This window comes from Bifidobacterium sp. FKU (genome assembly GCF_026016385.1).
GTDB classification, from domain to species: Bacteria; Actinomycetota; Actinomycetes; order Actinomycetales; family Bifidobacteriaceae; genus Bifidobacterium; species Bifidobacterium infantis.
This window is the reverse complement of record NZ_CP092888.1, coordinates 2,342,675-2,365,590: the sequence shown is the minus strand read 5'-3', so window position 1 is coordinate 2,365,590 and position 22,916 is coordinate 2,342,675. Positions and strand designations below refer to the sequence as shown.

Sequence of the window (22,916 nt, the reverse complement as noted above, 5' to 3'; positions counted from 1 at the left end):
AGCTCGTTTTCCGATAGTCAGAAAGTGCGATTGAACAGTTGTGATAAAAAACGCACAACGACTCTCTGCAGGTTGCGAGAAACGGGAGTGATGAATAGATTATGAGGTACAAGGACAACTGAACAGAGCAGAGCCCACAAATAGTGTATGGTCACGAGGACTGTTACGTTGGACGGGCATTGGAAAGACTTACCGTTACAACGATGATGTTGTGCAGAGATTCTGCTCCAGTAGTTGAACTTGTAGAAAAGGCTCGCTCCGGCGGGCCTTTTCGTTTGTGTGTACAGTGGAGGGCATGACGGAAACACAGCGTACGCCAGAGGGGATGTCGTCGAAACCCCGTATCAAGCCGGCCGATGCCGAAGACGGCCGCCCGGTCTCTATCTCTGCGCGTCTCGGACGACTGCAATTCCACTATTCCGGCAAGTTCCGCGTGCTGCAGATTGCCGACATTCAGGATGGGCCGAAAGTCTCCAAAGACACCATCGCCCTGATTGAGGCCAGCCTTGATGCCGCACGGCCTGATCTGGTGATTTTCTCCGGCAACCAGATCGCCGGCTACGATCCGGCGTTCGCCGATTCATTCCGTAAACGTCGCTGGTGTGACGAACCTATTGCCGAATCCGCGCTGAACCATACCCGAGCGCTGGTGCGCAAGGCCATTGGCCAGTTCACTGAGCCGTTGGCGGCGCGCGGCATTCCGTGGGCCGTGACGTACGGCAACCATGATTTCCAATGCGGGCTAAGCAATGCGGAACTGGACGGTATCTATCGCGAGTTCCCCGGTTGTGTCAATCCGCCGAGTGAGACCTTGCCGAACCAGATTGCATACACCTGTGGAGCGGGTGGTGTTGTGCAGACGCTGTCTGGTGCCACTGGCTCCGGTGAACCAGGCACCTTCGCGCTGCCGGTTATGGACGTTGACCATACGCGCAATGTGCTGGGTCTGGTCATTCTTGACTCCGGCGATTACGTGCATGGCGGCGGCTTCGGCACACCATCGCCCGCAGCGCTCGCCTTCCTGAACGCCGTGCCCGACCGTATCGGTGCGAAATCAATGGTGTTCCAGCACATGCCGATGCCCGAGTATTACAACGTGCTGAAGCCGGTGGCGGCCAACGCGGCGTTTGCCATGCAGGGCTATCGTTCGCACGCCGATACCTACTACGTGCTGGACGAATTGCAAACCCAGCCCGGCGGATATTTGGGAGAAGGCATATCCTGCCCTGATACGTCAGGCGAATTCGAATTGCTGCGCGAGGGGTATTTCGGCGTCGTAGCTGGTCATGATCATCGCAACGGTTTCGTCGGCGAACATGAGGGTCTGTTGCTTATCGCTACGCCAACCTGCGGATTCAATACGTACGGACCGGCTCCGGCCAAACGCGCCACGCGATTGATCGAATTTGATATCCGTCACCCTTACGAGCCGCGTACGCAATTGCTGGAGTTTGGCGAACTGGTGGGCAAGCCCAGTTCCAAACGCGCCTATACCTATGCGGTGAATCAGACCGCGCCTGGCGAGGGCGAGGGCGATGATTTGCTGCGCAAGCCGTCGCTATGGAGTCAACTGTCCGGTTTATTCAGGTAACTGTTCCTGATAGAGGCGGAAAGCGGCGCGAAGTATTCGAGGTTTCGGTGGCCTTCCGCTGTGTTGGACGATTAGTGGCAGAAATCCCGCGTCTCTTTCGTTGTGACGCGGGATTTCTGCCGGTTGGGCTATCGGTTGGATTGACTGGTATGTTTCAGCGAACGGCTTTGACCAGTGCCTCGGTGAGGTACTTGCCGGCGGCCATCACCAGCGGCGCATAGCGGCGTCCGGGGGCGGCGCCCATGCGGCCGGTCGGGCCAGAAATCGAGATGGCGGCGATGACCTGGCCGGAGGCGTTGCGGATCGGGGCGGAAATCGAGCACACGCCCTCTTCGCGCTCGTTCACGGACTCGGACCAGCCGCGCTTGCGTACAGCGGCCAGCTTGGTGGCGGTGAATTTGGCGTGGCGCAATCCCTGGTGCAGACGGTCGGAATCCTCCCAAGCCAGAAGAATCTGGGCGGCGGAACCGGCTTCCATCGACAGCATGGCACCCACGGGAATGGAATCACGCAGGCCGGAGGCGCGTTCCACAGCGGCGATGCACACGCGCTGATCGCCTTGGCGGCGGTAAATCTGCGCAGACTCGCCAGTGCGATCGAGCAGGGTCTGCAGGATAGGGCCGGCGGCGGTCAGCAGACGATCCTCGCCTGCTGCGGCGGCAAGTTCGGCGAAACGGGAGCCGAGTACGAATCGGCCATGCTGGTCGCGCAGTACGAAACGGTGGCGTTCCAATGCAATAGCCAAACGATGTGCGGTCGGTCGAGCGAGGCCGGTGGCGGCCACAAGCTGTCCCAGCGTGGACGGGCCGGACTCCAGTGCGTCAAGAATCTTTACGGTTTTATCAAGGACGCCAACGCCGGAATGGATTTCCCCATCGTCCTTGGTGGTGGTGTCTTCAACCGGCTCGGACTCGGTCAAGCTGTTGTTCAATGGTTCTTCTTGGGAATCAGTCATAATAAGGGCGATTATGCCATCTCACATAGTGAAATGGCAAATTAGGGAAGTGTCTCACAGGGTGGTCATGAAGTTGAAAGGGCGTTCGTGGATGCCGAAGAGACATGTCTGGAGCGGAACCGAGTCATGCCTAGGTCATGTTCGAGTCGTATCCGAGCCATATTGAGGCCGTCATTTGACCGTATCTCAATATCCGGCATGCTCATGGCTGGGCCCATCGCAAGCACATAGGCTAATACCACGAACAAGGCGCGAACACAATGCCTCGCGCGATATTTTTTGGAGGAATCACTATGGGAACGACACTGGCCGAGAAGGTCTGGGCCGATCATCTGGTGCGCAAGGGCAGCGACGGAGCTCCTGATTTGCTGTACATCGATCTGATGCTCATGCATGAGGTCACCAGTCCGCAGGCGTTTGAGGGCCTGCGCTTGGCCGGCCGCAAGCCGCGCCATGTGGACCAGCTCATCGCCACCGAGGACCACAACACGCCGACCGTTGATATCGATCGCCCGAACCCGGACGAGACAAGCGCACTGCAGTTGACGACTTTGGAGAAGAACTGCAAGGAGTTCGGCGTGCGCCTGCACCCGCTGGGCGACGCCGATCAGGGCATCGTCCACGCGTTCGCCCCGATTCTGGGCCTGACTCAGCCGGGCATGACCATCGTGTGCGGTGATTCGCATACGTCGACGCACGGCGCGTTCGGTGCGCTGGCGTTCGGCATCGGCACTTCCGAAGTCGAGCACGTGATGGCCACGCAGACGCTGTCCCTGAAGCCGTTCAAGACCATGGCCATCAACGTCGAGGGCAAGCTGCCCGCGGACGCGACCGCCAAGGACATCATTCTGGCGATCATCGCCAAGATCGGCACCGGCGGCGGCCAGGGATACGTGATCGAATACCGTGGCGAGGCGATTCGCAACCTCACCATGGACGAGCGCATGACCGTGTGCAACATGTCCATCGAGGCTGGTGCGCGTGCCGGCATGATCGCGCCGGACGAGACCACGTTCGAGTACCTGAAGGGCCGTCCGCACGCGCCGGAAGGCGAACTGTGGGATCAGGCCGTGGCGTACTGGAAGACGCTGAAGACCGATGACGACGCCGTATTCGACAAGGTGGTGGACATCGACGCCACCAAGCTCGGTCCATATGTGACGTGGGGCACCAACCCCGGCCAAGGTCTGCCGATCACCGCCTCCGTGCCGGAGCCGGACAAGATCGCCGACGCCACCAAGCGCGCCGCCGCCGAACGCGCGATCGCATACATGGGGCTCAAGCCCGGCATGCCGATCAAGGACATTGCCGTGGACACCGTGTTCATTGGTTCGTGCACCAACGGCCGTATCGACGATTTGCGACAGGCCGCCGCGATCATGAAAGGCCGTCACAAGGCCGCGAACATTCACCGCGTGCTCGTGGTGCCGGCCTCCTCCCGTGTGCGTCTGCAGGCGGAGAAGGAAGGCCTCGATAAGGTGTTCGAGGACTTTGGTGCCGAATGGCGCAACGCCGGCTGCTCGATGTGCCTGGGCATGAACCCCGACAAGCTGGTACCGAACGAGCGCTCGATTTCCACTTCGAATCGTAACTTCGAGGGCCGTCAGGGCAAGGGCTCGCGCACGCATTTGGCGTCGCCGGCGGTGGCCGCCGCCACCGCCATCCGCGGCACAATCTCGTCCCCCGCCGATCTCTGAGTCAATACACATGAGCCTCCTCTGACGAGGGGGCTGTCAGCCAAGGACTGACTGGGGGAGAGATCCCCGAAAGGAAAATTGTTATGGAAAAACTCACCACACTGACCGGCGTGGGCGTGCCGCTGCGCCGCTCCAACGTCGATACCGACCAGATCATTCCCGCTGTGTTCTTGAAGCGCGTGACCAAGTCCGGCTTCGATGACGCCCTGTTCTACGCATGGCGCCGAGACCCGAACTTCGTGCTCAACAAGCCGGAATACGCCGGTAAGGGCCAGATTCTGGTCGCCGGCCCCGAATTCGGCATCGGCTCCTCCCGCGAGCACGCCGTGTGGGCGCTGCACGATTACGGTTTCCGCGTGGTCATCGCGCCGAGCTTCGCCGACATCTTCTACGGCAACACCGCCAAAAACGGCGTGCTGGCCGCGATTATGCCGCAGGAGTCCGTCGAGCTCCTGTGGAAGCTGCTGGAGGAAGAGCCTGGTCGCGAGATGACTGTCTCGCTGGAGACTCGCACCGTCACTTGCGGTGATGTGACCCTGCCGTTCGAGGTGAACGATTACGTGCGTTGGCGTCTGATGAACGGCTACGACGACATCGATCTGACACTGCAGCACGAGGACGACATCGCCGCCTACGAAAAGATGCGCGCCGAAAAGTTCCCCTTCAAGCCCAAGACCATTCCCGCCAAGCACTGGCCCGAGGAGACCATCGAGTCCGCCCGCGAGCCGGACGATGATTGGACAGGGCCGTTGGCCGATCGCGGCATTATTTAGCCGCGATCGGCCTGCTGAAAGCCCAGTGGGCTTTCAGCAGGCCCTGTGCCGAGCTGCGACAGCAGCGAGGCCAGCATTGAGCCTCGCCGAAAGGCGAGTCTATAATTGCAGGCCCAGGGCCGTTGGCCGACCGCGGCATCGTGTAGCCGTGGGCGACTGGCCCATCGTGCGTTGTGGGCCGGGGCGTGGCCTATCGTTGAAGCATGAGTGATTTTGAGCCGTTTTACGATGTCAGCCGCAGCTACGAAGACAACTATGAGCAAGGGCCGTTCGGCGCGTTTGCCGAGGCGCTGAAGGATGGCAACGGTGCCGATGCCGCCGGAACCACCAGCGAGGGTGCCTTGGCCACTTTTCTGGGCCAGCCGGTCAACCTGCCTTTCGGCATTCCCGCAGGCCCGCTGCTCAACAGCCGTTTCACCACGGCCGCCTTCCGCATGGGCTTCGATCTGGCGACCTACAAAACCGTGCGTTCGCGCGCCTGGGGCTGCAACCCGTTCCCGAACGTGCTCGCCGTACACCCCAAGTCGGCGGACGGTTCACTAACACCGGGCAGCGCCGAACTGGACGAGGGCGTGCTCGCCGACACCAATTACGAGACTCCGATCTCCATCTCCAATAGCTTCGGCGTGCCCTCGCAAAGCCCGGATACCTGGCAGCCGGACATGCGCGCCGCCATCGAGGCCGCCGGTCCCGGTCAAGTGCTGGTCCCGAGCTTCCAGGGCTCGCGTGTGGAGGGCATGAGCGAGGAGGAATACATCGCCGACCATGCCACTACCGCCCGCCTGGTCAAAGAAACCGGTGCCAAGCTCATGGTGATGAACACCAGCTGCCCCAACGAGGGCCATAACCGCTTGCTATGCCACAATCCGCTGCTCGTAGGCCGCATCACTGAGGCCGTGAAGCAGGAGATTGGCGACATTCCGCTGATGGTCAAGCTCGCCTACATCCCCGGCGACGACGCTCTGGAGCTTATGGTGCGTTCCACCGTGGGCCACGGCACTGTGCAGGGTTTCAGCACCATCAATACGATTTCCGCCAAACTGGTCGATGCCAATGGCGATCAGGCACTGCCCGGTGCAGGCCGTGACCGTTCAGGCGTATGCGGCAATGCGATTCGTGGCGCCGGCCTCGACATGGTCGCCCGTCTGGCCGCGATTCGTGAAAAGCTCGGGCTCGATTTCGCGATCAACGGCGTCGGCGGCGTGGTCTCGCCCGCCGACTACCAGGCGTACCGTGACGCCGGCGCGGACTCGGTGATGTCCGCCACCGGCGCGATGTGGGACGCCGAACTGGCCCACAAGATCAAAGCCGGCCGGTAGATCGGCTCCAGAAACAAGAAACAGCCTGTACGGGCCGTGATTCCCAGACGATTCCCAGCCAGTGCCCACGTTGCATTGAACCTGTTGCTGTTATATGTAATCACGGCCGAACAAGCTGCATAACTTAACCTCTTTCTTCTCTCCTTTCTCTCCCCGGCGCCCATCACGCCGGGGTTTCTTTTTGCGGTGAGTACGGCCGTCTTACTCGGCCGCCGCCTTCATGGCCACGGCACCCACGTAATAGACGGGCTTGTCGAAGTTCGGCTGGAACAGGAAGTCCACGTTGGCGAGCTGGTCGATGGTGAAGCCGGCCTGAATCGCCATGGAAATCACATTTGCCGCGCCGGAGATATCGGCTTTGGAACAGAACTGGCCGCCCTTGACCTTGCGGGTTTCCGGGTCCCAGGTCAGAATCGACGTGACTGGGGTGGTGATGAGCATGAAGTCCGGGCGATAATCCTCGGTGAGCGAGGTTTCGCGGACCGTGAGCCCGCGGCGTTCGGCACCGGCGCAGGTCAGGCCGGAGGCGGCGAGCGAGAGATCGTACAGCTGCACGGCGGACGTGGCCTGCGTGCCCATGTACTTCACGGTCGGCGTCTCGATGTTGCGGCCCACCAGCAGGCCCTGGCGCACCGCGTTGGTGGCCAGCGGAATGTAATCGTGCTGGCCGGTGGGGTTGTAGAACACGGTGGCGGAGTCGCCGGCGGCGTACACGCCCGGCACGGACGCCTGCATGTAGTCGTCGACCACGATCGCGCCGTTCGGCAGCATGTCCACCTTGCCCTTGAGCAGGTCGGTGTTCGGCAGGAAGCCGACGGCCAGAATCGCCATCTCGGCCGTGTACTCGCCCTTTTCGGTGACCACGGTGACGGTGTCGTCGTCATTGTCGCGGAACTCGACCACCTTCTGGCCGAGCGCGAGCGTGACGCCGTGCTCCTCGAACGCGGCCGCCACCTGATCGGTGATGGTCTTATCGAAATTATTGGCCAGCGGGCGATCAAGGCCGTCGACCAGCGTGGTCTTGACGCCGGTGACGCTGAACTGCTCGGCGATTTCCGCGCCGATATAGCCCGAACCGATCACCACCGCGGACTTGGCGGTTTTCGACTTCTCCTTGATGGCGATGGCGTGATCCCAGTTCTTGCACAGCAGCACATGCGGGCTGTCGATGCCGGGGATTGGCGGGATGACCGGGCGCGATCCGGTGGTCACGACCAGTTTGTCGAAAGCGAGGGTCTGCTCGGCGGGGTCTCCGGCCTCGTCCAGCGCGCGGTAGGTGAGGGTTCTGGCGCCGAGGTCCACGGACGTCACGTCGGTGCGCATGTGCATGGTCGCGCCGGCTTCGGCCAGAGCGGCAGGGGAGGAGTAGAACATTTTCTTCGGGTCGGACACGTGGTCGCCCACCCACAGGGCGATGCCGCAGGAGAGGAAGGACAGCGTACCGTTGCGCTCGAAAACATGGACGGTCCAATCGGGGTGCTCGGCGAGAATCGAGGTGGTGGCGAACGTGCCGGCGTGCGTGCAGCCGATGACGGCGACTGTGGTCATAAATGCTCCTTTGCTTGTGGCCATGGCGTCTGATGCCATTGCCCTGAATCGTAGCGTAGAAGTATGGAGAACGCCGTGGCGGCAAATGTGAGGAAGATCACGTTATTGGTTTGATTCGGCGGGGTGTGGAATCCGTTGTGCACGGTGATCAAAGTTCGGCTGAGGCATTTCACGGAGTCGGCACATGGCTTATGGCAAACTGGACGGTAGCATTTTTGAATCTTGATTGATTGATTGAGGAGAGTGGCGTGGCTGAGAACCCGGATGACGTGCTGCATGTTGAAGGCGGCAAGCCGCTGGCTGGCACGATTAAGGTGCGCGGCGCGAAGAACTTCGTGAGCAAGGCGATGGTCGCCGCGTTGCTGGCGCCGGGCAAGTCGGTGCTGAAGAACGTGCCGGAGATCCGTGACGTGCATGTGGTGTCCGATTTGCTGCGCCTGCATGGCGTGGACGTGGATGTGGACGGCGAAAAGGGCATTGTGACTATCGATGCCTCTCATGTTCAGCTGGCCGATGTGGCTGACGTGGACACGCTGTCTGGCTCCTCGCGCATCCCGATCCTGTTCTCCGGCCCGCTCGTGCACCGTCTGGGCGAGGCGTTCATTCCGGCATTGGGCGGCTGCGCAATCGGCGGGCGCCCGATCGACTTCCATTTGGAGACGCTGCGCAAGCTGGGCGCCACGGTGGACAAGGAGCACAAGGACGGCATCCACATCACCGCGCCCAACGGCCTGCATGGCGCGAAGATCCACCTGCCCTACCCGTCGGTGGGCGCCACCGAGCAGACGCTGCTGGCGGCCGTGCTGGCCGAGGGCAAGACCGAACTGTCGGGCGCGGCCACCGAGCCGGAGATCATGGATTTGGTATGCGTGCTGCAGAAGATGGGCGCGATTATTTCCGTGGACGTGGACCGCACCTTCCGCATTGAAGGCGTCAAGGAGCTGCAGGGGTACACGCACACGTCACTGACCGACCGTATCGAGGCCGCGTCCTGGGCGTCCGCCGCGCTTGCCACGCACGGCGACATCTTCGTCAAGGGCGCGACCCAGCCGGAGATGATCACGTTCCTGAACGTGTTCCGCAAGGTGGGCGGCAAGTTCGAGGTGACGGACAAGGGCATCCGCTTCTGGCATCCGGGCGGCGACCTCAAGCCCGTGGCTATCGAGACCGACGTGCACCCTGGCTTCATGACCGACTGGCAGCAGCCGCTCGTGGTGGCCCTGACACAAGCCAATGGCCTGTCGATTGTGCACGAGACCGTGTATGAGAACCGCTTTGGCTTTACCAAGCCGCTGGTCGAGATGGGTGCCACCATCCAGTTGTACCGCGAGTGCCTGGGCTCGCTGCCGTGCCGTTTCCGGCAGCGCAACTACAAGCATTCCGCCGTGATCTTCGGACCGACCCCGCTGACCGGACGCGACATCGACGTGCCGGACCTGCGTGGTGGGTTCAGCCATCTGATCGCGGCCTTGGCCGCGTCCGGTCCCTCGGACGTGCACGGCATCAGCCTGATCGACCGAGGCTACGCCGACTTCCGCGGCAAACTCGAAGCCCTCGGCGCCGACTTCGACTAATTCGGCCGTTCCGCGGCTCCCCTCTTTGAGGGGAGCCGCGATTTTGTTCTACAACAGCCCGTCCGCCTCGAGCGCGGCGGCCATGCGGTCGAAGCATTCCTCCAGTAGCGGGTAGGGCATGGCGAAGTTCATACGCACGCAACCGCGCCCGACCTCGCCGCATTCACGGCCGTCTGTCAACGCCACGTTGGCCTTCTTGAAGAAATAGTCGGCCGGGTCATCGATGCCCAGTGACGAGAAATCCAGCCACGCGATATACGTGCCCTGCGGCTCCACATAGCGCACCTTGGCGAATCTCGTGCGCATCTGCTCGTTGACCAGTGCGATATTGCGCTCGATATATGCCATCACGCCCTCGAACCATGCCGCGCCGCCGTCATAGGCCGCAGTGGTGGCTATGGCACCGATGGTGGCCGTCTGGTGTTCGGACCATTCCGCGTTCCTCATCCATAGTTCCAGATCGTCCGGATTGGTGAGAATCACCTGCGCGCACTTGGTGCCGGGAATGTTGAACGACTTCGAGGCTGAAGTGGAGGTGAAAGCCTGCATGGCCGTCTGCCGGTTGATTGAGGCGAATGGCACATGCGTGTGGCCTTGGTAGACGAACGGCGCGTGAATCTCATCGGAGAATATACGCACGTCGTACTTGGCGGCCAGATCGGACAATCGCAGCATTTCCTCGCGCGTCAATACCTTGCCGATCGGGTTGTGCGGGTTGCACAGCACGAAGGCATGGCAGCCGTTCGCGAACGCCTGCTCAATGGCGTCGAAATCGAACAGCCATTCATCATTGCGCCCGCTGCTCTCGCCGGCGCCCGCGCACAGCATCGGAATCTCAAGGACCTCCACGCCATACAGACGCGGCACACTTAGGAACGGCATATAGGCCGGAGTCGGTACCACGATGGAGTTACCGGCGCGCACGATCTCGCGCAGGAACACTTCGAACGCCTCCAGCACGTCCGGCACCGGGCGGATGCACGTTGGATCCACCTCCCAGCCGTAGCGGCGCTGCCATGCGGCGCACGAGCGGGCGACCTCCTTCTTCCACGGGTCGGGAATGTAGCCGAGCGCGCCACGTTCAGTGGCCTCTTCGATGGCTTCGGCCACGCATGGTGCCAGACCGTAATCCATCTCGGCGATGAATGCGCCGATGCAGCCGGGGTAACGGGTCCATTTATCCGAACCGACCTGCTCCAGATCCTCGATGGTCGTCACGTCGATGTGATTGGCATCAAAGCAAGAGGCGCCGGCGGTTGCGTTGCTCACAGTCGTTGACTGGGGAATGTTGTTCATGCTCATAACATGCCATTGTTCCCGGTGCAGAAGGGCCGCTCAACGGTCTGGCTCCCCGAAATCGTGATGGCGCTCGCAAGCTTGCTTATCGCTGTGCGACTACTTGGCACTCAAATATTTGAGTGCCGTGCGCTCGAGCTCCTCGAGCAATGAACCAAGCGCTGGGCGATGGTCGCCGGCGCGAGTCACGATGCCGACCTCGCGCGCCGCAAAATCGTCGGCAATGGGACAGGCCACCAGATCGCCCTGCAAGTTGATATGCGTATCGAGCGCCGGCACCAGCGAGACGCCCATACCAACCTCGACCAGGTTCTGCGTGGCCCAGTAATCATCCGTGCAGTGGCGGATATCCGGCTTGAATCCGGCACGGGTGGCCAGTTTCACCAAATTTGCGCGGCAGGTGGGGCAACCGGCGATCCAATGCTCGTCTTTGGCGGCGGACAGCGACACAGGTTCGCCGGTCTCCTCGAATCGTTTGGCGATGCCGCTGGAGCGGTGCACCAGCAGTCGCATCGGATCGTAACCCAGCGAATGGAAGGTCAGGTCGTCGCCGATGTGCAGGAAGTTCGGGATGCTGCTGTAGCGGAACACGGCGGCGGCATCGGCCTTGCCTTGGGAAATCAGACCGATCGCCTCCGGCGGCTCCATCTGAATCAGGCTCAGCTCGATGTCCGTGAACATACTGAGCTTGACCACGGTACGGGCCGCGATAGTAGAGCAGATTGATGGTGGGGCCACCAAATGCAGGTGAGCAAACCGATGATGCCGATAATCCTCGACCTCACGGGCCGCCCGCTCCAGCCGATCGGCGATGGCCTCGCCGTGGCGGGCGAGCATCGAACCGGTGGCGGTGAGTTCCACACCATGCGAGGTGCGTTGCACCAGAGTCGAACCGCACTGTGTCTCCAGCTTTTTGATCTGCTGGCTGATGGCCGGCTGCGACCAACCCGTGGCCTTGGCCGTGGCGGAGAACGAACCATACTGTTCGATCTGCCACAACGTGACCAATGATTGGGGGTTGAGCGTGGCCATAGGTACCTCTTTCGTGCCTTTTTGTGCGGTGATTCAATTATGGGCGACGAATATGACTGGCTGACGGGATGTGGCGTGCGCGCCGATCGTCAGTCCTCGAACTGCTCGGCGAGCGGAACCATCAGCACGGTGAGCGCGGTGAACAGGGCGGTGGTGAAGGCGCCCGCCACACCGGATACGCCGATCAGGCCGTCGGCAATGCCATAGATGGTGGCGTCGAAGCCGAGCACCGTACGAATCGTGTACGGGAAGCCAACGCCGGAATAGCCGATAAGCACAAAATTGAGTGCCGCCGCGAACAGTAGCAGCTTGAATACATTCGGCCGGTCTCTGATGAGGAATCGTACGCCTGCCTTGAGGTCTTCAAGTGGAGTGGGCAGCTCCTCGTCGCCGCGATCCGGGGCGCCGAGGCGAATGAAACATTCGAGCGCGGCCGCTCCGGCGAAGCTCACGATGGTGATGATCATCATGAGGCGGATGCCGAACATCGCGTACAGCACGCCGCCGAGGAAGCTCGGCAGCAGACTGCTCAGCTGTTGGACCTGATTGATCACGGCCATGCCTTGGCGCATGGTGGCCGGGCCGTGCTGCCGGAACATCTGGGGGAGCGCGGCCTGCACGGTCGGGGTTTCGAAGGCACCGAGCACGGCGAGCAGCACTTGCATGGTGGCGATGGACGCGATATGGAAGCCCGTGGAGGCGAAGACGATGGCGCTCGCCAGCACGAGCACGGCGGAGATGGCGTCGAGCGCCACCATGATGGTGCGGCGGTTGACGCGGTCGGCCAGTACACCGCCGAACGGGGAGAGCAGGATGGTCGGCACGATGGAGATTGCCAGCACCGAGGCGAAGATGGTGGCTGAGCCGGTTTCGTCCAGCACCCACATTGACATCGCGAATTGCAGCATCATATTGCCGAACAGCGAAATACCCTGGCCGGCGACCAACAGCACGAAGTCGCGGGAACGCAGCGGGCGCTGGGTGCTGTTGTCGTTCTTGCGTTTTATTGCTGTGTTCATTGTGAGCCTTTCCTTGGCTCCCCTCTCTGAGGGGAGCTGTCGCCGCAGGCGACTGAGGGGAGCCTGTCGAATATCATCATGCCTCTGGCGGTAATTTCGATAAGTTCGTCGTCGAAAATCGGCACGCCAATCGCGCTGAGCATGGCTGCCAGACACCGGACGCGGTGCTCCATCTCGGGCAAGGTCGCCGGATAGAAATACGGCATCAGCCAGTAGTTGGGCAGGAGCGAGAGCAGCTCGGCGGCCTCGCGCGGATATGCGGTGGGGATGGAGCCGTCCTTGACGCCCTCTTCAATCAGCGGCAGGAACCGTTCGGGCAGGTGCTTGCTCCAGATCCGCATGTTTGCGGCGAACGAAACCGGGTCGCTCAGCATGGGCATGGCGGCGCGCATGATCTGCACATGGTCCTGTGCGGTCATCGAATGGCGCCACAATATGCGGAACTTTTCGAGAGCGGTGAGGTCGCTGCGGCCCATTACCGATTCGTTGAAGTCGTCCTGCACGTCGCTGTCCCGGTTGGTGAGCTCTTCGAGGATGTCTTCCTTGGATTTGAAATGATGGTAGATCGCGCCTTTGGAGAGGTCGCCGAGTTTGTCCACGATGTTCTGGATGGAGGTGTGCTCGTAGCCTTTGGTCATGAACAGCTGTTGCGCGGCGTCGAGAATGCGATTGCGCGTCACCTCGGGGTGTGCGTTACGTGCCGTGCTGGCCTCCCTCCGGTATGCGGTATGCGGCGTTGCCGATCGCTATACATACCGATCGACGGTATGTATAGCGGTTCCGGCGAGCCCTCAACGTTTTCAGGGGATTGCTGATGGCCGATTTTCGCTTGGTATGTTTCGGAACATTGCAGGGGGGCGGTGGATTGCACACAATCCACTGCCCCCGCGGTAACACAGCCATGCTTTGCATGTACGGCACTATGCCGTCAATCTACAGAGCTCGTTGCGATATTTATTTGCTTGTGAAAGTGAAGCTTATGTCGTGGTGATAGGTGTAGGCGTGATAGTACGTTCCATTCATCTGTCACACGGCATTAGCGGCTATTATCTCACGATAACGCAAAGCTGAATCTTTCCATATGCGCTCTTGAGTGGCGTAATCGATGCCAATAATGCCGAAACGTTTCTCATAGCCTAATGACCATTCGAAGTTGTCAAGCAACGACCAAGCGAAATAGCCGGTGACGTTCGCTCCTTGGTCCATTGCCTCGGCGACAGCTGCGATATGCTGATTCAGATAATTCACTCGCTGTGTGTCATGTATGATTTTCCCATTCGGCATCGCGGGATCAGCGCTCACAACATCATTCCATGCTGAGCCATTCTCCGTCACCACCAGTTTGAGATTTTCGAAGCGACGACTCAACCCCAGCAATTCAGCAGTCAGAACTTGTGGTTCTTGGTTCCAGCCCATGGCGGTTAATTCCCCAGTAGGCGGCAAAATTTCGACTATGTCCTGTGCCGGCAACGGGTTTCGTGTACTGACTCGAGTACTCGAAAGACCGGCATGACGTACGTGTGCGCTGGAGTAGTAATTGATGCCGAGTGATTCTACCGGCTGATGGATTGTGCTCAAATCATTGTCAGCGATGAATGACCAATCTGAGTCGTTTTCGGTCACTTTGAAAATCTCGGAATCGTAACACCCCTCGAACATCGGTCCAAGGAATACCTCATTGGCGATTAAGTCCGCGCGATGCTTGGCAATCCGGTTTTCTTCCGTATCTTCATCTATGACATTGGTAGCCAAATTCAGCACCACATTGGTACGTGCGGTGTCTCCTATAACTGATCGAATGGCCTGGACGCCCAGCCCATGGGCTAGATTCAGATGATGTACAGCCGCTAGAGCTTTGCCGTAATCCTGAATTCCGGGAGCGTGAATGCCGTTGCCATAACCCAGATATGCCGTACACCAAGGTTCATTCAGGGTTGTCCATACTGCAATGCGGTCGCCAAGTGCCTCAGCCATGGTTTTGACATAATCCGCATAGCACAGAGCGGTTTCGCGATTAGACCAGCCTCCGTTGTCTTCCAAATATTGAGGTAAATCCCAGTGATATAATGTTACAAAGGGGGCGATTCCAGCCTCTCGTAAAGCATCGAGTAGACGGCGGTAATAATCGATACCCGCTTGATTAATCTTGCCGTCTCTCTGAGGCACGATGCGTGGCCAAGCTATCGACAACCGATAGGCTTTTACACCCAACTGCTGTGCAATCGTGATGTCTTCGGCATATCTGTGGTAGCTGTCGCATGCCACTGCGCCCGAAGATCCGTCGCTGATGGCACCAGGTTTCGTACAGAACCGATCCCAGATTGACTCTCCTCGTCCATCCTCACTCGTCGCACCTTCCACCTGGTATGCGGAGGTCGCTACTCCCCATATAAAATTCTGCGGGAATGATATCGTCATTGTCTCATCTCCTTGAAATATTCGTCTGATTATTTGACGGTCATGCCGGCGATATCGGTCAGTTCTCTATGAATTTGAGCTTCATGGAGATCGTTGGCCGACCTTAGTGTGCGATGATTCGTCCATGCTTCAGGGGGAACGTTGTGATCGGAATGGATTAGCCATTGCAGTGTTTCGCCCGGTAGCAGGCTGGCCATGCCACCATTCACTCTGGCCTTGGAATCGACTTTATCCACCATGCAGAATAGGTCGCGTACATAGTTATGAGCCTCTACCGTCAGCAGGTATCCTTCCTCGACGGGAATTGCCGTTGCGGTAAAAGGGTCTGAGGCAAGATTTTGATCGATCACTTCGGCGGGATTGTAAATGATTCGAGCGAAGCTCCCGTCTGTTGTCCTCGCGATCAGAATCTCATCTGAGAGGGAGCTGAATGCCGCGAGAGCTGCGTCTAATTCGATGCGTACATGACCCCCAGCCGCGATATCTACCGGATATTGGCATTCTGCAAGTTGTTGGCCATTCAAAGTAACTCGTTGTACGACCCATGTTCCGCTCCACGAATCGCGAGTGTCGTTCGCGATATGCAGTGCCAAGCAGTCATATGGCAATCGTTTGGCTGCCCATTGACGGGAGGTGCGAGCCGCATTGGATACGCTGCGTTGGATACTGGCGAACCGTGGAGCAAAGCACTCACGCGAAATGTACCATAAGGGCTTACGATGCCCGTCATAATCTACGGCAGACCATGAGATTACAGGCCAATCATCGTTTAACTGCCAAATGAGAATTCCGGCATTTATTGGTTCCAGCGATCGCATGTGTGCCACGCCGAATCGAATCGCCTGCGCTTGTTGCAGTTGGCAAGCCCAATGCCAATCCTCGATGTTCTCCCATTTATCGGAGGGTATCAGCCAACTATGATTACCTTGAGCGTCGATGTAGTCATCGTCGAAAGTTCCCGGTGTCAGATGTGAACGCATGCCCTTTGCAAGTTTTTCATTGCCGAATTCGGCCTTTTGATGTACGAGCATTTGCTTACCGAATGGCTCTAAAGGCGCATCGTGAACAGCACGAGTCAACGTACTCCATGCGGGCGGTGCCTGGTAGCCGAATTCGTCGGCAAAGCGAGGGATGTAATCGGCGTATCGGAAGTAATCTTCGTCATTCCACACATCCCAGATATGTGTCGTGCCATCACGATCTGTGTTTGGCGATTTATGGTCCGTGAAACTCATTGGCGCGCTGGGAGTGTAAATACGAGTGGGATCCAATTCTTTCATCAGCGTTGGGAACAGCTCGGAGTAATAGTAGTCACCCCAGCCTTTTTCGGAGCGTCCATACTGATCGGGGCATTCCGTATCATCCCGCAACCCTGGTTTGAACCACGGCCAATCTACGTAGGCCATGTAGTTTTCGTTTGAACCATTCCACATCACCAAACTGGGATGGGGAGACAGCCTGATGATCTGCTCACGGATTTCAGCTTCGACTTCGGCTTTGGTACCTGGATTCTCTGGATACATGGCGCAGGCAAACATCATATCTTGCCAAACCATGATGCCATACTTATCGCAAAGTTCGTAGAAGTCTTCCGTTTCGTATGTTCCGCCGCCCCATACTCGCACCATATTGGAATGGGAGTCAACCAAATCCTGAATCGAACGCTCATAAGTCTTGTGGTCGAGCCGCGACATGAAAGCGTCGTCCGGAATCCAGTTATAACCGCGTGCATGAATTGGAACGTCATTGACGATGATTTCGCAAGCGCGGCCGATTTCATCAGCTTCGGTATTCAGTCGAACTGATCGGAATCCAATGCGTCCGTTCCACATGTCGTATGCTTCATGTCCCTGATCGGAGGAAGAATCAATGACAACTGTTGCTTCATATAACGGCTGTTTTCCATATCCGATTGGCCACCACAGATGCGCATTACGTACTGTAGTGGAGATAATGCCACGTGTAGTGTGTTCGTCAATCAGCGTTGTTGATTGTTCGGCGGTTTCGAACCCGTTCAGGCTCACCGTCATGTTTATCGCATTGGCATTGCTTGTGTCGGCGCGTTCGATGTCGACATATGTAGTCAGTACGCCAGTGCCATCAGCCTTCACGTCTACTATCGGGCGGACGGACGCAACGCGAGCGCCCGACCATGATTCAATGCCGATATTGTGGATGATGCCAGCGTTGGCCACATCGATGCCCCAATCCCATCCGAAAGAACTGGCGGGTTTTCGAATTTGGTTGAAAGCGTGCGGATAGGCGTGTGGATAAGCTCCCAGCTGGGCTTGTCTACGCTCAGATTCTCGCACTGGAGAGAGAAAAGTGATGGTTAATTCATTTTCGCCTTCGTGAAGTTGTTCGCGCACGTCCCAACGGTATGAACGAAACGCATTGTTTGTGAACGCAATTGGCACTCCGTTCAGCACAAGATGTGCGCATGTATCAAGGCCAAGAGCCACAAGGTCATGACGTTGGGAGCCATCGTTATGCCAGTTGAACCGGCAGGTAAAGCACCAATCCATATCGCCGATCCACTGCTGCTTGCTCTCATTGTCGCCGTCGAATGGATCATCGATTATGCCGGCGCGTAGCAAGTCTAACGTGGCTTCGCCGGGTACCTCGGCTGGAATACCATGCTGAAGAACGTCTCGCAATGATTTGGGTGCCTTGCGGCAATCGATTGCGTGCAATGTCCAATGTGCATTTAGTGGCATATAAGTCAATGAAGTCGTCATAATGTTCCTTGTATTTTCTGTCTACGATGACAATCGGTTGGTGCTGCGTTCGTCAGCGAGCACAGCACCAACTAATATCAGCCTTTCACGGCACCGGCCATGATGCCGGATACCAGCTGCTTGCCTGCAATGACGAATAGGACGAGTAGCGGTGCAGTGGTCAGCAGAACGCCTGACATCACCAATGTATAGTCGGTAAAATGTGCTCCCTTGAGTGCGGAAGACGCCACTGTGAGCATGCTGTTCTTGTTTGGTCCCAAAATCAGCATCGGCCAGAAGTAGTTAGTCCATTGTCCGATGAAAGTGAAGAGGAACAACATCGCGGCAGCCGGTCGGGCTGCTGGCAGTGCAATCGACCAGAATGTGCGAATCATCGAAGCTCCATCCACTCTGGCTGCCTCAACGAGTTCGTATGGCAGTGCGTCTTGCAGATATTGGGTCATCCAGAACACTCCGAATGCGCTGACCAGCGCAGGGATTGCCACTGCCCACAAAGAGCCGTAGAGACCGGCCTTGGTGGCCAAAAGATACAGGGGAACAACGCTAAGCTGTTGAGGAATCGTCATAGTTGCGATTACTGCAGTCAGCAGTCCATTGCGGCCGCGGAAGCGGAGTTTAGCGAAAGCAAAGCCGGCAAGAGTGCTGAACAGAACCGTGGAGAATGAGGTGATGGTGGCCACGAATAGCGTGCCGCCTAGAGCCTGCCAGAAATTGATTTCTCTGAATGCAGTAGCTACATTCTCGAATAAGGCGCCGCCAGGAATCAATGCTTGTACGCCGTACTGCTTGCTAGGGCTGTCTTGGGAGGCGATGGATATCGCGTAATAGAAGGGGAACAGGAAAAACAGAATGAATACCACCAGTACTACGTAACTTCCCCATCCTGGATGGCGTTCGCCACCTGACATGCTTAGTGAACCGCGCTTTTTGCGAGCGGCTCTAGCAACGGATTTGCCGTAGATTTGGTCGATAGCGGCAACGCTCATTTCGCCACTGTTGCGTTTATTCGACATCAAAGACATAGGATGCTCCTTTCACATATAGGCGAAGGCTGGTGTAATCACGAACGCTTGGGCTTGCGAGACTTTGCGGAAGAGTCTCCGGTTGCCAGCAATCTGGTCAACATGAAATTGATCATTGCGACGAATACGATTACAAGGAATAGTAGCCATGCAACAGCTGCCGCGCGGCCAAGATTTGGTTGGCCGATGGTCACTTTGTTGAAACCCAAGTCCCATAGATAGAGCGAAACAGTGAGATATTGCCGGTTCGGTCCACCGTACCCAGATGTGCCATTATGGAACATCTGGACTTCGTCGAATATCTGCAAGCCACCGATAGTGGAGTTTATGACGACAAATATCAGTGTGGGTCGCAGCATTGGTAGTGTCACGGAAAAGAAGGTTCTTAATTTACCGGCACCATCCACTACGGCGGCCTCCATGACATCATTGGGAATAGCCTGCATGGCGGCAAGGATGATTAGCGAGTTATATCCGGTCCAGCGGAAATTGACTATGGTAGCAATAGCGATGTGTGAGGCTAGAGTGTTAGCGTGCCAAGCAATTGGCTGCATGCCAATGGCTTGAATCAGCACGTTGAAGGCGCCCATCTTGTCGGAGAAGATCTGGGAGAAAATGATGCCGGCTGCAGAAGGAGCCACGACATATGGGAGCAAAACGCCCATGCGCCAGAATGTTTTTGCCTTAAGGTTCGCATTAAGCACCCAGGCGATGAATATCGCGGCAATTAGCTGAGGAATAGTACTAATGAAGAAGATCGAGAATGTGTTGCGAAGCGCAACCCAAAAGTCGCGTTGTTGAAGCACCCATTGGAAGTTGCCTAGCCAAGTTGCATCGCTGCTACCGCATGTGGAGCCGCATACGGCCCAGCCGGCGTCTCCGGTGATGGTGTTGTAATTCCTTGTAGCCACCCACATGGTATAGAGCAGCGGGAACAGACCAACTGCCGCAAACACGATGAAGAATGGTGCGATATACATATAGGGGGTGCTTTTATAGGCAAGATTCGCGAATTTGGTACTTCCCCCGCGAGAGGCTTTACGCGATATAAGACTCATGATTGGCTCCGATTCCTCGAAAGGATCAATGAACTACGGATTATCGATGAGCGTCGGTATGGCATTTCAGACGAATGTCATACCGACGCTCTTAGTTATGTGGATTTAGGCGCTCAGGACAGAGCCTTCACATCATCCTCATATTGTTTCCAAGACTGGGAAGCACTCTGCTCCTTCGTCACATCGAGACGATTGAGAGCGTCAGCGAACTTAGTGTCGATGTCGTAATACTGGCCATTCATGTACGGCACATGCTTAATGGCGGCTGCGCGGTTGGCAAAGATTTCGCCGACGGGCGCGTTGTTGAAGTATTCATCCAATTTGCCACTAACCTTGTCGAGTTTCTGAGCGTCGGCCGAGCTTGGGAAGTTGGAGGCAGCGGCGAATACTTTGGCCTGCTGTTCGGGTGCGGTCAACCAGGCAACGAGCTTAGCGGCCTCGCCTTTCACCGGAGACGATTCGGGAACCACCAACCAGGATTCGCCCTGATTGGCACCAGCACCACCGGGTGTTACGTCTGCAACATCCCAGCCGGTAAAGTCCTCTCCGGAGTTACCCTTCACGTTGTTCAATTCCCAAGCGGGGCAGGTCAGCACGGCGAAGCCATCGTCGGCCTTGAACGCGGCATTCCAATCATCAGACCAGGTGGACAAACCAGCGGAGATGTTCACATTCTTGGCGAGCATGTCGTACATGTTCTTCATGTCCGTATCCGCGGCAATGACTTTATCATCCTTAGATACGTATACTTCCTCCATCTGAGCTTTCATAACGTAGGAGATATCAGACAATGAATCAATGAAAGGCTTACCGGTCTTTTCTGTGTATGATTGACCGATTTCGAAGAATTTGTCCCATGTGGCGTCGTCTCCGCCGAAGAGTTCTTTCACCTGTTCGCGATCCGTTGGCAGGCCAGCTTTCTCAAAGAGATCGCTGCGGTAGCATAGAGCGGTTGGGCCGATATCCGTTCCAGCTCCGATTAGCTTGCCATCTGTGGATTCGCCGCCCTGACGGACCCAATCCGGCCAGCTGTTGTTTTTTGTGTAGCTACTCAGATCCGTGAACTTGTCCGCCATGGCTCGGATAGAGGGCATCCAAGAGATGTCGACGCCGTAGATATCGTATGCATTCGAGCCGGAGGAGATTGCGGTATTGAAGGCCGTGCGAGCTTCATCGCTACTGGAGGCCACCGTTTCCTCAATTTTCACGTTCGGATTCTGCTTTTCGTATTCGGCCCACAAATTTGCGCCGGGGCGCTCTGCCGTGGATTTACCGTAGCCGTAGTTGTTGAATGTCTGGATCTTGATAATTGTCTTGCCATCAGAGGTGGTGCTCGCAGTGGGGTCATTTGTGCCACATGCCGAGACGCCGGCGAGCATTACCATCGATCCGAGGAACGCTATGATTTTCTTGGTTCTCATCATTATCTCCTTTGCAAACACTTCCGTGTGTTTTACTGGCGATTAGCGGAGTCGCCATCCCCTGATCACTTGAGCAGGTGATTACATGATAAATTCGAACCGGTTCGAATGCAAGTTGAATAAGTCCTTGAATGGTTGAAATGGCTTAACTCGAACCGGTTCGACGGCGTGTCGTGCATTCAGGGATCAAATGTGAATAAATACGCGGGATGAGTATAAAGGCGATATCAGCGAGTGGTATCCCCAAGTTGGACGGTCATAGGTAGCACTTGGGCGTATGAATCTTCCAATTCGCTAGTGGGTTTCCCCTGAATCTCATCAAGCAAATAGCGGGACAGTGTCGAAGCAATGGCATCAAAATCCTGACGAATGGCGGTCATTCGCATTCCGGCGATTTTCGCAACGAATGTGCCGTCATAAGCGATGATCTGCAAATCATGGGGGATGTTGATATTTCGGCGGAGGGCTTCCTGCATACAAAGTGAAGCCACTATATCGGACGATACGATGGCATCCACGTCAGGAAATTGTTCAAAAACTTCGTGCGCTGCGCGTTCGTGCGCTGCAAAGTCATCAACTTCGCCGGCTTCCATGTAATTCCAACGAATTCCTGCTTCCCTAAGCAATTCGTCGATTTCGGCATAATATTCAAGCGAAGGGAAAGATGTGTTGAGCCCTGTCAATCCGCCGAAATCCACCACTGCGCGGGGTAAATCATGAAACTGAGATAAGGGGCCGGACAAATTGACTACATGCTTCGCTCCCGACTGGATTATTATATCGGCGGCTAGCTTTGCGCCAAGTCCATGGTCTGAGCCGATCATTGGTATTCCTGGTCCAAGATATCGATCGAAAGCGACGATGGGCCGACCGATACTCGTCCAATAGTCGGAAGAATGAGACGTATGTGCGCCCATAATAATGCCGTCCATCATGCGGCGTCGGAGCATATCGATATATTCTTCCTCGCCACGCTTCATGTCGCTAGTCGAACATGGCAGAGCGAGCATGCCGCGCTCCTCAAGCGCAGTCTGCAATGAAGCAAACAATGTCGCAAAAAACGGATGCCGAAGTGTCGGCATGATTACGCCGACCATATTGGTGCGATTTTTTGAGAGATTGCGCGCTAGTTCGTTGGGAACATAATTTAATGCGTCCATGGCCCATTCCACGCGTGAACGCACGTCGTCGGACACATGCTCACCGTTATTAATCACCAGTGAGACTGTACTTAGCGATACTCCAGCCTTTTTGGCGACATCGCGCATCCCCACCACAGTTCCCGTACCTCGCTTCGTCGCCGAGTCGGATCCGGGCGACCTCGTGAACGTATACCATCCTGTTTCCGACTTCACTGTATTATGCCAGAACGGTTGACCCATTCTTATTTGGTACAAAAGTGTAGTGACAGTTCAGTATGAACTAGTGGTTCTGTCACTATAAGACAGAACCATT

General features: G+C 57.2%; 16 protein-coding genes and 1 pseudogene. 5 read left to right on the top strand and 12 right to left on the bottom strand.

What is annotated here, in order from left to right:
* Nucleotides 1-295 precede the first annotated feature (295 nt).
* Nucleotides 296-1,591, top strand: coding sequence for a metallophosphoesterase family protein (locus MMB48_RS10650; protein ID WP_032743874.1), 1,296 nt, complete (start codon nucleotides 296-298; stop codon nucleotides 1,589-1,591).
* A gap of 154 nt (nucleotides 1,592-1,745) precedes the next feature.
* Here MMB48_RS10650 and MMB48_RS10645 read toward each other — a convergent pair whose 3' ends face one another.
* On the bottom strand, nucleotides 1,746-2,546 hold the full coding sequence (locus tag MMB48_RS10645) for an IclR family transcriptional regulator (protein WP_014485184.1): 801 nt from the start codon (nucleotides 2,544-2,546) through the stop codon (nucleotides 1,746-1,748).
* A gap of 293 nt (nucleotides 2,547-2,839) precedes the next feature.
* Between MMB48_RS10645 and leuC the strand changes: the two genes are divergently transcribed.
* The 3 genes from leuC (at nucleotide 2,840) to MMB48_RS10630 (ending at nucleotide 6,335) form a co-directional block, all read left to right on the top strand.
* Nucleotides 2,840-4,243: a 3-isopropylmalate dehydratase large subunit gene (gene leuC / locus MMB48_RS10640; protein ID WP_032743875.1), complete on the top strand. Its 1,404-nt coding sequence runs from the start codon at nucleotides 2,840-2,842 to the stop codon at nucleotides 4,241-4,243.
* An 83-nt stretch (nucleotides 4,244-4,326) separates the two neighbouring features.
* Nucleotides 4,327-5,016 carry a 3-isopropylmalate dehydratase small subunit gene (gene leuD, locus MMB48_RS10635; protein WP_032743876.1) on the top strand — a complete coding sequence of 230 codons (690 nt, stop codon included), beginning with the start codon at nucleotides 4,327-4,329 and terminating at the stop codon, nucleotides 5,014-5,016.
* A 203-nt stretch (nucleotides 5,017-5,219) separates the two neighbouring features.
* The gene (locus tag MMB48_RS10630) at nucleotides 5,220-6,335 is read left to right on the top strand and encodes a diguanylate cyclase (RefSeq protein WP_032743877.1); all 1,116 of its coding nucleotides are present in this window, start codon (nucleotides 5,220-5,222) and stop codon (nucleotides 6,333-6,335) included.
* Between the two features lie 201 nt (nucleotides 6,336-6,536).
* Here the strand turns inward: MMB48_RS10630 and MMB48_RS10625 are convergent, their stop codons facing one another.
* Nucleotides 6,537-7,883, bottom strand: coding sequence for an FAD/NAD(P)-binding oxidoreductase (locus MMB48_RS10625; RefSeq protein ID WP_032743878.1), 1,347 nt, complete (start codon nucleotides 7,881-7,883; stop codon nucleotides 6,537-6,539).
* Between the two features lie 248 nt (nucleotides 7,884-8,131).
* Between MMB48_RS10625 and murA the strand changes: the two genes are divergently transcribed.
* Nucleotides 8,132-9,457 carry a UDP-N-acetylglucosamine 1-carboxyvinyltransferase gene (gene murA, locus MMB48_RS10620; protein WP_012578549.1) on the top strand — a complete coding sequence of 442 codons (1,326 nt, stop codon included), beginning with the start codon at nucleotides 8,132-8,134 and terminating at the stop codon, nucleotides 9,455-9,457.
* A gap of 48 nt (nucleotides 9,458-9,505) precedes the next feature.
* Here the strand turns inward: murA and MMB48_RS10615 are convergent, their stop codons facing one another.
* From MMB48_RS10615 to MMB48_RS10570, 10 genes and pseudogenes are all read right to left on the bottom strand, one after another.
* Nucleotides 9,506-10,759 carry a MalY/PatB family protein gene (locus MMB48_RS10615; protein ID WP_032743879.1) on the bottom strand — a complete coding sequence of 418 codons (1,254 nt, stop codon included), beginning with the start codon at nucleotides 10,757-10,759 and terminating at the stop codon, nucleotides 9,506-9,508.
* A gap of 93 nt (nucleotides 10,760-10,852) precedes the next feature.
* Nucleotides 10,853-11,785 carry a LysR family transcriptional regulator gene (locus tag MMB48_RS10610; RefSeq protein ID WP_032743880.1) on the bottom strand — a complete coding sequence of 311 codons (933 nt, stop codon included), beginning with the start codon at nucleotides 11,783-11,785 and terminating at the stop codon, nucleotides 10,853-10,855.
* 113 nt (nucleotides 11,786-11,898) lie between these two features.
* A pseudogene (locus MMB48_RS10605) lies at nucleotides 11,899-12,804 on the bottom strand (MFS transporter); the annotation flags it as partial.
* Nucleotides 12,801-13,484 (bottom strand): TetR/AcrR family transcriptional regulator, encoded by a 684-nt coding sequence (locus MMB48_RS10600; RefSeq protein WP_032743881.1) that lies wholly within the window; start codon nucleotides 13,482-13,484, stop codon nucleotides 12,801-12,803. The gene MMB48_RS10600 and the pseudogene MMB48_RS10605, both read right to left, overlap by 4 nt.
* 346 nt (nucleotides 13,485-13,830) lie before the next feature.
* Nucleotides 13,831-15,222: a GH1 family beta-glucosidase gene (locus tag MMB48_RS10595; RefSeq protein ID WP_032743882.1), complete on the bottom strand. Its 1,392-nt coding sequence runs from the start codon at nucleotides 15,220-15,222 to the stop codon at nucleotides 13,831-13,833.
* Between the two features lie 29 nt (nucleotides 15,223-15,251).
* Nucleotides 15,252-17,960, bottom strand: a complete 2,709-nt coding sequence (locus tag MMB48_RS10590; RefSeq protein ID WP_050496229.1) for a glycoside hydrolase family 2 protein — start codon at nucleotides 17,958-17,960, stop codon at nucleotides 15,252-15,254.
* Nucleotides 17,961-18,037: 77 nt separating this feature from the next.
* Nucleotides 18,038-18,982, bottom strand: coding sequence for a carbohydrate ABC transporter permease (locus tag MMB48_RS10585; RefSeq protein ID WP_032743883.1), 945 nt, complete (start codon nucleotides 18,980-18,982; stop codon nucleotides 18,038-18,040).
* A 38-nt stretch (nucleotides 18,983-19,020) separates the two neighbouring features.
* Complete coding sequence (locus MMB48_RS10580; RefSeq protein ID WP_080714734.1) at nucleotides 19,021-20,040, bottom strand: carbohydrate ABC transporter permease; 1,020 nt, start codon at nucleotides 20,038-20,040, stop codon at nucleotides 19,021-19,023.
* 113 nt (nucleotides 20,041-20,153) lie between these two features.
* Nucleotides 20,154-21,464 carry an ABC transporter substrate-binding protein gene (locus MMB48_RS10575; protein WP_230581202.1) on the bottom strand — a complete coding sequence of 437 codons (1,311 nt, stop codon included), beginning with the start codon at nucleotides 21,462-21,464 and terminating at the stop codon, nucleotides 20,154-20,156.
* A gap of 224 nt (nucleotides 21,465-21,688) precedes the next feature.
* Nucleotides 21,689-22,738 carry a LacI family DNA-binding transcriptional regulator gene (locus MMB48_RS10570; protein ID WP_032743884.1) on the bottom strand — a complete coding sequence of 350 codons (1,050 nt, stop codon included), beginning with the start codon at nucleotides 22,736-22,738 and terminating at the stop codon, nucleotides 21,689-21,691.
* Nucleotides 22,739-22,916 lie beyond the last annotated feature (178 nt).